Source organism: Psychroserpens sp. NJDZ02 (genome assembly GCF_004843725.1).
GTDB lineage: Bacteria > Bacteroidota > Bacteroidia > Flavobacteriales > Flavobacteriaceae > Olleya.
In genome coordinates this window covers 2,836,940-2,849,805 of record NZ_CP039451.1, presented here as the reverse complement: position 1 = coordinate 2,849,805, position 12,866 = coordinate 2,836,940, and the positions used below count along the sequence as shown (strand labels likewise).

Below are 12,866 nucleotides of genomic sequence, written 5' to 3'. Positions count from 1 at the left end.
CATGAAACACTTTTACTTACTTTTTTCACTTTTAATCTCTGCATTAAGTTATGCGCAATTAACACCACCGACTGAGCTTCAAGCTTACTATAGTGATGTTGATTTCACTAAAACACAACTTGATTTATTTGAAGACTTAGCTGTTACTACTGCTGTAAAGCATACTAATAGTTTAAGTTACACTCCTGGGATTTGGGAAGCTAGTAAAGTAACTGATGAGGATATTGACAATCCAAACAATGTTATATTATTTTACGGATATAGTGATACAGACGGAAACGGTGTAACTGACAGATCTAGAAATAAAAATTTAAACGGAGGTGGTACTGGAGATTGGAACAGAGAACACGTTTTTCCACAATCTTTAGCTAACCCTGATTTAGACAGTTCTGGTACATCTGGACCGCCTTATGCAGACGGACACAACTTAAGACCGTCTGACGTACAAATGAACTCTAATCGTGGAAACAAAAAGTTTGCTGCGGGATCTGGAAATGCAGGAAACACAAGTACTAGCTCTAGCTTATGGTATGCTGGAGATGAGTTTAAAGGTGATGCTGCAAGAATAATTATGTACATGTACACTAGGTATGGTACACAATGTCTACCTTATTTTGCTGTTTCAGGAACAACTAATAGTATTGACCCTAACATGATTGATTTATTGTTAGAGTGGAATGCAGAAGATCCTGTATCTTTAATTGAAGATAACAGAAACACTTTTCATGGTGATTTATCTAATACCTATGCACAAGGTAACCGTAACCCTTTTATTGATAATCCATATTTAGCAACTGTTATTTGGGGAGGTACTCCTGCAGAAAACAGATGGGGAGAACAACCTGAAGCAGATACAGTAGCACCAACAGTTCCAACAGGATTAGTTGCAAGTAATCCAACAGAAGACACTGTTGATTTAACATGGACGGCTTCTACAGATGACACTGCGGTTGTAACTTATATTATATACGTAGATGGTGTTTTATATACTTCTACAAGTGGAACAGCAACTACATTTACAGTTACAGGTTTAGACCCGGAAACTACATATGTATTTACAGTTTTAGCTAAGGATGCAGCAAACAACTCATCTGCACAAAGTACATCAGATACTGCAACAACATTAGCAGGTACACCTGCAGGAACAAGTTGTATTAACCCTGTAGAACAAGATTTTGAATTAATGCCAGCAAATAGCAGCTCATATTCTTCAAGAGCTTGGACAGATAGCTACGGAGAATGGAATGCTCTTAAAGCTAGAACAGACCAAAATATAAACGGTTCTAGAGCCATAGTAATTGATACAAGAACAAACACAGAAGGTCGCTTAACATCTCCATTAATTGGAGGAGGTATTGCAGATCTTACATTAACAATGCAACAAGTATATTCTGGTTCGGGAGGTACGCTTAACATTTATGTAAATGGTGTTTTAAAAGGAGACGTAACTTATGACGCGACTGTACAAACAGCTACCGTTTCTGGTATTAATACTGAAGGAAACATTACAGTAGTAATTCAAGATGATAGTGACTCTAGCGGAGCAAGAGTTGCAATTGACAATTTATTTTGGACATGTTATGAAACTTTAAGTACATCAGAATTTGATTTAAAACAAGTAAAAGTATATCCAAATCCATTAAACGGAACACTTTTAAACATTGAAGTAAAAGAAGCTACTGCTTATAAGATCTTTGACCTTTTAGGTAAAAAGATACTAACAGGTAACGTTACACCAACTAACAAAGAAGCAAATGTATCGCGTCTTAGTAAAGGGGTTTACATCATGAAATTAGAATCTGATAATGGAACGATCACAAAAAAAATAATTAAAAATTAATTTTTTTAATTTCTAAAAAAAAGCGACTCAGAAATGAGTCGCTTTTTTTTTGTTAAAAACCTAGTGAATAACTCTTAAATTAAGCCACAATTATTAGCTACAATTACCACTAAAAAAACTAAATTTGTTCCTTTATAAAAAACAACACTCAAACTAAAAACATAATGATTCATTTCTTCGGAAACCAAAACAGTAAAGTATTTGCTGTTCAAGCAACAAAAGAATTATCAACTCAAACCATCTCAAAGTTGACATGGTTATTTGGCGACCAACCAAAAATAGAACAAGCATCGTTAGATGCTTTTTTTGTTGGACCAAGAGCTGCAATGATTACACCTTGGAGTACTAATGCTGTAGAAATCACCCAAAATATGGGTATTGAAGACATCATCAGAATTGAAGAATTTGAAGCTTCAAGCAAAAATTTTACGGATTTTGACCCTATGATTTCTGAAAAATATAGTAACTTAACTCAAGAGTCATTTACTATTAATATTCAGCCAGAGCCTATTTTAAATATCGATGATATCTCAGCTTACAACCAACAAGAAGGTTTAGCACTAAACGATGAAGAAATTGCATATTTAGATGGTGTTTCTAAAAAAATAGGCCGACCATTAACAGACTCTGAAGTATTTGGATTCTCTCAGGTCAACTCAGAACATTGTCGCCATAAAATCTTTAACGGTACATTTATAATTGATGGTGAAGAAAAACCAACATCGCTTTTTAAATTAATTAAAGAAACAGCAAAGCAACATCCAAACACTATTGTTTCTGCTTATAAAGATAATGTCGCTTTTATAAAAGGACCACAAGTGGAGCAATTTGCACCTAAACGTGCTGATGTTCCTGATTATTATACAAAAACAGATTATGATTCTGTTATTTCGCTTAAAGCGGAAACACATAACTTCCCAACCACTGTAGAACCTTTTAACGGTGCTGCAACAGGTTCTGGAGGAGAAATCAGAGACAGACTTGCTGGAGGGAAAGGCTCTTTACCTTTAGCCGGAACAGCGGTTTACATGACCTCATACTCTAGATTAGAAGATAACAGACCTTGGGAACAAGGTATGAATGCTCGTCCTTGGTTATACCAAACACCAATGGATATCTTAATCAAAGCTAGTAATGGTGCTTCTGATTTTGGAAATAAATTTGGACAACCATTAATCTGTGGTTCTGTATTAACGTTTGAACACGACGAAAACAAAGATGGTAGCCTAAATGCAACTGAAGGATCTCAACGCAAATTAGGTTATGACAAAGTTATCATGCAAGCTGGTGGTATTGGATATGGTAAAGCAGATCAAGCATTAAAAGATACACCTAAAAAAGGGGATAAAATAGTAATCTTAGGAGGAGAAAACTACCGCATTGGTATGGGTGGTGCAGCAGTATCTTCTGCAGATACAGGAGAACTTGCATCAGGGATTGAACTTAACGCCGTACAACGTTCGAACCCAGAAATGCAAAAACGTGCTGCCAATGCTGTACGTGGTATGGTAGAAAGTGAAGAAAACTTTATTGTTTCTATACACGATCACGGTGCAGGTGGACACCTAAACTGTTTATCAGAATTAGTGGAAGATACCGGAGGAACTATTGATTTAGATGCCTTACCAGTTGGTGATCCAACCCTTTCTGCAAAAGAAATTATTGGTAATGAGTCTCAAGAACGTATGGGACTAGTTATTGCAGAAAAGCATTTAGACCATTTAAACAGAATTGCAGACAGAGAGCGCTCTCCAATGTATACCGTTGGTGAAGTTACTGAAAACAATAGATTTACATTCCAATCTAAAACCAAAGGTGACAAACCAATGGATTTAGCTTTAGAAGATATGTTTGGAAGTTCTCCAAAAACTATAATGACAGATACTACGGTTACTAGAGATTATGGTAATTTAGACTACAACTCTGACCAATTTCACAACTACTTAGATCAAGTATTACAATTAGAAGCTGTTGCTTGTAAAGATTGGTTAACCAACAAAGTAGACCGTTGTGTTGGTGGTAAAGTTGCCAAACAACAATGTGTCGGACCATTACAAATCCCATTAAATAATCTAGGTGTAATGGCTTTAGATTATAATGGTAAAGAAGGTATTGCAACCTCAATTGGACACTCTCCTATTTCTGGTTTGATTAATCCTATTGCTGGAAGTAGAAACAGTATTACTGAAGCCTTAACCAATATTATTTGGGCACCATTAAAAGATGGATTGGACTCTGTTTCGTTATCAGCTAACTGGATGTGGCCTTGTAAAAATGAAGGTGAAGATGCGCGTTTATATGAAGCTGTTAAAGCTATTTCGGAATATGCTATTGATTTAGGAATCAATGTTCCTACAGGAAAAGATTCGTTATCAATGAAACAGAAATACCCTAATGAAGACGTAATTTCTCCAGGAACGGTAATTATTTCTGCAGCAGCAAACTGTAACAACATCAAAAATGTAATCGAACCTGTTCTTAAAAATAACGGTGGAGACATTTATTACATAAATGTATCTCAAGACGATTTTAAATTAGGTGGTAGTAGTTTTGCACAAACACTTAATAAAATAGGTAATAGCGCTCCTAATACTAAGGATGCTAAATATGTAAAAACAGTATTTAATACAATACAACGGTTAATTAAAGACAATCACATTATTGCTGGGCATGATGTCGCTTCGGGTGGTTTAATCACCACTTTATTAGAATTATGTTTTGCTGACAACAATCTAGGTGCTACGTTAGACATTACAGCTTTAAACGAGACAGATTCTTGTAAAGTACTATTTGCTGAAAATTCTGGTATTGTTTTTCAATCTAAAGATGCAACAATAGAAAAAGTACTTTCTGATGCTAATATCACATTTTATAACATTGGAAAAGTAACCACTGGTGATACTTTAAATATTACAAACGGAACAGAAAAGCTAGCTCTAACTATCTCTAAATTAAGAGATACTTGGTATAAAACTTCTTTTTTACTAGACCAAAAGCAAACAGCAAATGGCTTAGCAAAAACACGTTTTGATAATTTTAAAAATCAACCTTTACATTACAAATTTCCGGAACATTTTACAGGAAAACTACCAAATATAGACGCTACAAAATCAAGACCTAAAGCTGCAATTTTACGTGAAAAAGGAAGTAATTCTGAACGCGAAATGGCAAACGCTATGTATTTAGCCGGATTTGATGTCAAAGATGTACACATGACAGATTTAATTTCTGGTCGCGAAACATTGGAAGACATTCAGTTTTTAGGTGCTGTTGGAGGATTTTCTAATAGTGATGTTTTAGGATCTGCAAAAGGTTGGGCTGGCGCAATAAAGTACAACGACAACGCCAATAAAGTCATTAATAACTTCTTTAAAAGAGAAGATACTTTGTCTGTTGGTATTTGCAATGGTTGTCAACTATTTATGGAATTAGAGTTAATTAACCCAGAACACGATGTTCACGGAAAGATGCTACATAACGACTCTAAAAAACACGAAAGTGCCTTTACATCGGTAACCGTTCAAGACAACAATTCTGTAATGCTTTCTACCTTAAAAGACACCACTTTAGGAGTGTGGATAAGTCACGGAGAAGGTAAGTTTAACTTACCAAAATCAGAACAAGACTATAACATCGTTGCCAAATATGGTTATGACAGTTACCCGTCAAATCCTAATGGATCAGACTTTAACACTGCCATGTTGTGTGATAAAACGGGGCGTCACCTTGTAATGATGCCGCACATTGAGCGTTCGACATTCCAATGGAACTGGGCTAATTATCCAGAAAACAGAACAGATGATGTATCGCCTTGGATAGAAGCTTTTGTAAATGCTAGACAATGGATAGATAATAAAAAGTAAGATTTTACACCATAGATGTCTATATTTTTATTACGTTTATGGTGTAATAATTCAGAACTTAAAGCTATTAATGAATTTTAGATATATTGAATGTACTAGCACTAACCAGTTAGTACAAAATTTTTATGAATTTAATGTTGGAGATGAAAGTATTCCACTGAGTTCAAAGATATTGCCAACCGCGCAATCGCATATTATATTTATAGACTCAGATTCTAATTTAGAAACTAATTTTAAAAACGCAACTTTTAATAATAAAGGCCTTGTAATTATAGGTCAATCCTATAAATCGTATGCTATAAAAGCTAACACCCCCCTTTTTATCTTTGGTATTAACTTCCATCCTACCGCACTATATAAAATTTTAAAAACAGATATTTCTAAATTAACAGATAAACACATCAATCTTTCAAAGATTGACAATATATTATTTGAACTTTTAGAACCTATTTTTAAGGAAAATATAAAAGGAGAAACCTTAGCAAAAAGGTTAGAAACTCAACTTTCTAAATTAGATCTTTACGAGTGTAAAAATACAATACTCGTGGATGACGTTATAAAAGTAATCTACAATAAGGAAGGTAAAATTAATGTTGAAGAGCTACTTAAACGTTTTCCAATATCTCAAAAGAACTTAGAAATTCAATTTAAAAAAATCGTAGGACTTACCCCTATAAAATTTATTAAACTATATAAATTTTTAAGTTTAATGAAACAATATGAATCCAAAAAATCATCTATAACAAAGCTAGTAGACTATTATGAATATTATGACTTGTCTCATTTCACTAAAGACTTCAAGCTATTTATGAATCAAAAACCATCGGATTACTTTAAATCTGATAACGAATTGTTAAATAATTACTTAAAAGTTTAATATTTACGATTATTTACAATTCATTTTAACAGATTTTACATAATTTAGCTAAGGATTTATGTATTTTATTTAATTTAAGTGAAAGTTAAGGGATTCATTTAAATAATAGTTAGTTATTAAATAAAAATCAACAAAGCATTTATTCACGCTATCAATCAGTTAGCTTAGGAGCTGTTTAATTACAGCTCCTTTTTTTTACTTCTGTTTGAAATGGCCCCAAAATTTCATACTTTGCAATACTTATTAACTTCGCAAACTAACACATGATAGAAATAACTAGACTCTTCGACTTCCCGTACTATCAACTTGAGAAATACAATCTTCAAAATTCTTTATCAACAAAATATGATGGTAAATGGGTATCTATCTCTACAAAAGAATACCTAGAAAAGGCCAACACCATTAGTAGAGGCCTACTAAAACTAGGTGTTGCTAAAGACGATAAAATAGCAGTAATATCATCCACTAACCGTACAGAATGGAACATAATGGATATTGGTATATTACAATTAGGTGCTCAAAATGTACCAGTATATCCTACCATATCGCAAGAAGACTATGCCTACGTACTTAATCACGCTGGCGCAAAATATTGTTTTATTTCATGCCAAGAAGTGTATGAAAAAGTAAAAAAGATTAAAGATCAAGTGCCTTCTTTACAAGAAGTTTACTGTTTTGACCAAGTAGAAGGTTGTAAAAATTGGAATGAAGTATTAGCGCTAGGTAAAGACGAATCCAATCAAAACGAAGTTGACACTCTAAAAAACAACGTTAAAGCAAGCGATTTAGCGACCTTAATATATACATCAGGAACCACCGGAAGGCCAAAAGGAGTAATGTTATCACACGATAACCTTGTCAGTAATGCGCTAGAAAGTTCTAAAAGAATACCAATTGAGTTAGGAAGTTCTAGAGCACTAAGTTTCTTACCGTTATGCCACGTGTATGAGCGTATGTTAATTTATTTATACCAATATTGTGGAGCAACAATACATTACGCCCCTATTGATCAAATAAGCGAATACGCACAAGAGATTAAACCTCAAGTGATGACTGCTGTACCAAGACTTTTAGAAAAAGTGTACGACAAGATTATCGCAAAAGGTGCTGCCTTAACTGGAATAAAGAAAAGATTATTCTTTTGGGCTGTCGACGTAGGGTTGCAATATAAACCTTACGGAGAAAATGGATGGTGGTATACTCAAAAATTAAATCTTGCTAACAAATTAATTTTCAGCAAATGGAAAGCTGCCCTTGGTGGAGAAGTCGCTGTAATGGCTTCAGGTAGCGCAGCGTTACAACCTAGATTAGCGCGTGTTTTTAATGCTGCCGGTTTTGGTGTTATGGAAGGCTATGGCTTGACAGAAACCTCTCCAGTTGTGTCCGTAAACGATATGCGTAATGGTGGTTTTAAAATCGGTACTGTAGGAAAACTATTAGATCGTACAGAAGTTAAAATTGCTGAAGATGGAGAAATCTGTGTCAAAGGGCCACAAGTTATGATGGGCTATTACAAAGATGACGCTAAGACTGCCGAAGTTATCAAAGATGGCTATTTTCATACGGGTGACATTGGCGTTATTGATAACGAAGGGTTTTTAAAAATCACAGATCGTAAGAAAGAAATGTTCAAAACCTCTGGTGGTAAATATGTTGCTCCTCAATTATTAGAAAACAGATGTAAACAATCTAGATTTATTGATCAAATAATGGTCGTCGGTGAAGGTGAAAAAATGCCTGCTGCCCTAGTACAACCTGATTTCGATTTTCTTAGAGAATGGGCAAAAATCCATAACAAGTCTTTAGGTACTAATGAAGAGTTAGTCACTAGCCCTGAGGTGATCGCTCGTTTTCAAGAAGAAATCGATGCTGCAAACGAAAACTTTGCAAAATGGGAAAAAATAAAACAGTTTAGACTTACGGCCGATGCTTGGACAGTTGAAGGAGGTCACTTAACACCCACTTTAAAACTTAAGCGTAAAATAATAAAAGAAAAATATAAAGCATTATATAATAACATTTATGGTTATTAGTAATTCAATACCACTAAAATAGTGGTTACATATTAACTGAAAATATTTTCTATTTCAAAAAAAGCTATCTAAAATTAGGTAGCTTTTTTTTATGCACAAATTTCAAATTTACTATGCGTGCATAATAAATTTTTACTATCTTTGGAATATAACTAAATAATTGAGTTTTCAATATGAAGGACAAAACCATAGATTATGTACTCAGGACCACATGGTTAGCAGTCAATAAAATGTATAATGAAGAGGCTGCTAAATTTGGGACTACTATGGCTACTGGTTTCACTTTATTAAGTATTGACCAAGAAGAAGGAACCCCTTCTACCTCATTAGGTCCAATAATGGGTATGGAAGCAACAAGTTTGTCACGAATCTTAAAACGAATGGAAGAGTTAAATTTAATAGTTCGCAAACCAAATCCAAATGATGGACGTGGTGTACTTATTTATTTAACAGAGTTTGGAAAACAAAAACGTAAAGACGCAAAAGAGCGTGTATTGGTTTTTAATGAAGCTATAAAAAAACATGTTTCTGATGACAAACTTCAACACTTTTATGAAGTTTCTGATACTATCAACGAATTGATTTCGAATAAAAAAATATACAACCAAAAAGAACACATTTTAAAATAATATGAGCAAACGTAGAATTAAAAAAGTTGCGATTATAGGTTCCGGTATTATGGGATCTGGTATCGCGTGTCACTTCGCCAATATTGGTGTAGATGTATTACTATTAGACATTGTTCCTAGAGAACTAAACGACAAAGAAAAAGCCAAAGGGTTAACCTTAGAAGACAAAGTCGTACGAAACAGATTAGTAAATGATGCTTTAACAGCGTCTTTAAAATCTAAACCATCTCCTATTTACAGTCAATCTTTTGCTAGTCGCATTACTACAGGTAACTTAGAGGACGACATTGCTAAAGTAGCAGATGTAGATTGGATCATGGAAGTTGTAGTCGAAAGGCTAGACATCAAAAAAATGGTGTTTGAAAACTTAGAAAAATACAGAACTCCAGGGACGTTAATTACGTCTAACACATCTGGAATTCCTATAAAATTCATGAATGAAGGACGTAGTGAAGATTTCCAGAAGCATTTCTGCGGAACGCATTTTTTTAATCCAGCACGTTACTTAAAATTATTCGAAATCATTCCTGGACCAAATACTGATGCTTCAGTGTTAGAGTTTTTAAATGAATACGGTGAGAAATTCTTAGGAAAAACAGCTGTTGTTGCTAAAGATACGCCTGCTTTTATTGGAAACAGAGTTGGTATTTTTAGTATCCAAAGTTTATTTCACGCGGTTAAAGATTTAGATTTAACTATCGAGGAAGTAGATAAATTATCAGGACCGGTAATTGGTCGTCCAAAATCGGCAACTTTCCGTACGGTTGATGTTGTTGGTTTAGATACTTTAGTACACGTAGCCAACGGAATTAGAGAAAACTGTCCAAATGACGAACGTTTAGAGTTATTTGAATTACCAGATTTCATCAATACAATGATGGAAAACAAATGGTTAGGAAGTAAAACTGGACAAGGTTTTTATAAAAAAACGGTGTCTGCTGAAGGTAAAAAAGAAATTTTATCTCTTGATTTAAACACTCTAGAATACCGTGCTGCTAAACGTGCAAAATTTGCAACTTTAGAATTAACGAAAACGATTGATAAAGTTGTAGACCGTTTTAAAGTATTAGTAAAAGGAAAAGATAAAGCTGGTGAGTTTTATAGAAAAAGTTTCACAGCATTATTTGCTTACGTTTCTAATCGTATTCCTGAAATTTCAGATGAACTTTACAAGATTGACGATGCTATGAAAGCGGGGTTTGGTTGGGAACACGGACCTTTCCAAATTTGGGATGCTATTGGAGTAGAAAAAGGAATTGAATTAATGAAAGCGGAAGGTTTAGAACCTGCTGCTTGGGTTAATGATATGGTTGCTTCTGGTAACACCTCATTCTATTCTGTAAAAGAAGGTGCTTCTTTCTTTTATGATATCGCCTCTAAAAAACAAACTAAAATACCTGGTCAAGACAGTTTCATTATTCTTGATAATATTAGAAAAACAAACGAAGTCTTTAAAAACTCTGGTGTTGTTATCGAAGATATCGGAGACGGCATCCTTAACCTAGAATTCCAATCTAAAATGAACACTATTGGTGGAGACGTTTTAGCGGGATTAAATAAAGCTATTGACTTAGCAGAAAAAGATTTTGCTGGTTTAGTGGTTGGTAACCAAGCTGCAAACTTCTCTGTTGGTGCAAACATCGGAATGATTTTCATGATGGCTGCAGAGCAAGAGTATGATGAGCTTAACATGGCTATTAAATATTTCCAAGATTCTATGATGCGTATGCGTTATTCTTCTATTCCAACTATTTCTGCGCCTCACGGAATGGCTTTAGGTGGTGGATGTGAATTATCATTACACGCAGATAAAGTAGTTGCAGCAGCAGAAACTTACATGGGACTTGTAGAGTTTGGTGTTGGTGTTATTCCTGGTGGTGGAGGTTCTAAAGAAATGGCTTTAAGAGCACAAGACCTTTTTCATAAAGGTGATGTACAATTAAACGTTTTACAAGAGCATTTCTTAACTATTGGTATGGCAAAAGTATCGACTTCTGCTTATGAAGCATTCGACTTAAACTTATTACAAAAAGGAAAAGATGTTGTTGTTGTAAACAAAGACCGTCAAATAGCAGTTGCAAAACAACACGCTATGTTAATGGCTAATTCTGGTTACACACAACCCGTAAAAAGAGATGACATTTTAGTTCTTGGTAAACAAGCACTAGGAATGTTTATGGTAGGTACTGACTCTATGGAAGACTCTAACTACATTTCTGAACACGATATGAAAATCGCTAATAAATTAGCTTACGTTATGGCTGGTGGAGATTTATCCGAACCAACACGCGTAACAGAACAATATTTATTGGATTTAGAGCGTGAAGCTTTCTTAAGTTTATGTACAGAACGTAAAACTTTAGAGCGTATTCAGCACATGTTAACAAAAGGTAAACCTTTAAGAAACTAAGAAAAATGAAAACAGCATATATAGTAAAAGCATATAGAACCGCAGTTGGTAAAGCACCAAAAGGCGTGTTCCGTTTTAAAAGAACAGATGAATTAGCTGCAGAAACCATCAAATATATGATGAAGGAGCTTCCTGGTTTAGATCCTAAACGTATCGACGATGTTATTGTTGGTAACGCAATGCCAGAAGGTTCTCAAGGTTTAAACATGGCACGTTTAATCTCTTTAATGGGATTAGATATTGTTGATGTTCCTGGTGTAACTGTAAATCGTTTTTGCTCTTCTGGAGTAGAAACTATTGGTATGGCAACTGCAAAAATACAAGCTGGAATGGCAGATTGTATTATTGCTGGTGGTGCAGAAAGTATGAGTAGCGTACCAATGACTGGTTTTAAACCAGAATTGAACTACGATATCGTAAAATCTGGTCATGAAGATTATTATTGGGGAATGGGAAATACTGCCGAAGCTGTTGCAAAACAGTTTAAAGTATCTCGTGAAGACCAAGATGAATTTGCATTCAATTCTCATATGAAAGCATTAAAAGCGCAAGCTGAAAATCGTTTTCAAGATCAAATAGTCCCAATTGAAGTAGAACAAACTTACATTGATGCTAACGGAAAGAAAGCAACAAAATCTTACACAGTAACTAAAGATGAAGGACCTCGTGCAGGAACTAGCAAAGAAGCTTTAGCTAAACTTAGAGCAGTATTTGCTGCTGGAGGAAGTGTTACAGCTGGTAACTCGTCACAAATGAGTGATGGTGCCGCTTTTGTAATGGTTATGAGTGAAGACATGGTTAAAGAATTAGGTTTAGAACCAATTGCAAGAATGGTAAACTATGCTGCTGCAGGTGTTGAGCCACGTATCATGGGTATTGGACCAGTAAAAGCTATTCCAAAAGCATTAAAACAAGCAGGATTAAAACAAGACGATTTATCTTTAATTGAGTTAAACGAAGCTTTTGCTTCTCAATCTTTAGCAGTAATTAGAGAACTTGGTCTTAACCCAGATATTATTAACGTTAATGGTGGTGCCATTGCATTGGGTCACCCATTAGGCTGTACAGGTGCAAAATTATCAGTACAACTTTTTGACGAAATGCGTAAGCGTGACATGCAAGGCAAATATGGTGCAGTTACCATGTGTGTTGGAACAGGTCAAGGAGCTTGCGGAATATTTGAATTCCTTAATTAAGGACTCCGATATAAAAAT

At 34.7% G+C, this 12,866-nt stretch carries 7 protein-coding genes; all 7 read left to right on the top strand.

Going from position 1 to position 12,866, the window contains the following annotated elements:
* Nucleotide 1: 1 nt before the first annotated feature.
* The 7 genes from E9099_RS12510 to E9099_RS12480 all read left to right on the top strand — a co-directional run bounded on the left by E9099_RS12510 (nucleotide 2) and on the right by E9099_RS12480 (nucleotide 12,848).
* Complete coding sequence (locus tag E9099_RS12510; protein WP_136583901.1) at nucleotides 2-1,840, top strand: endonuclease; 1,839 nt, start codon at nucleotides 2-4, stop codon at nucleotides 1,838-1,840.
* Between the two features lie 164 nt (nucleotides 1,841-2,004).
* Nucleotides 2,005-5,703 carry a phosphoribosylformylglycinamidine synthase gene (gene purL, locus E9099_RS12505; protein WP_136583900.1) on the top strand — a complete coding sequence of 1,233 codons (3,699 nt, stop codon included), beginning with the start codon at nucleotides 2,005-2,007 and terminating at the stop codon, nucleotides 5,701-5,703.
* Nucleotides 5,704-5,773: 70 nt separating this feature from the next.
* Nucleotides 5,774-6,580 (top strand): DUF6597 domain-containing transcriptional factor, encoded by an 807-nt coding sequence (locus E9099_RS12500; RefSeq protein ID WP_136583899.1) that lies wholly within the window; start codon nucleotides 5,774-5,776, stop codon nucleotides 6,578-6,580.
* A gap of 263 nt (nucleotides 6,581-6,843) precedes the next feature.
* Nucleotides 6,844-8,613: an AMP-dependent synthetase/ligase gene (locus E9099_RS12495; protein ID WP_136583898.1), complete on the top strand. Its 1,770-nt coding sequence runs from the start codon at nucleotides 6,844-6,846 to the stop codon at nucleotides 8,611-8,613.
* Between the two features lie 173 nt (nucleotides 8,614-8,786).
* Nucleotides 8,787-9,242: a MarR family winged helix-turn-helix transcriptional regulator gene (locus tag E9099_RS12490; protein WP_136583897.1), complete on the top strand. Its 456-nt coding sequence runs from the start codon at nucleotides 8,787-8,789 to the stop codon at nucleotides 9,240-9,242.
* 1 nt (nucleotide 9,243) lies between these two features.
* Nucleotides 9,244-11,652, top strand: coding sequence for a 3-hydroxyacyl-CoA dehydrogenase NAD-binding domain-containing protein (locus tag E9099_RS12485; RefSeq protein WP_136583896.1), 2,409 nt, complete (start codon nucleotides 9,244-9,246; stop codon nucleotides 11,650-11,652).
* Nucleotides 11,653-11,657: 5 nt separating this feature from the next.
* Nucleotides 11,658-12,848: an acetyl-CoA C-acyltransferase gene (locus E9099_RS12480; RefSeq protein WP_136583895.1), complete on the top strand. Its 1,191-nt coding sequence runs from the start codon at nucleotides 11,658-11,660 to the stop codon at nucleotides 12,846-12,848.
* Nucleotides 12,849-12,866 lie beyond the last annotated feature (18 nt).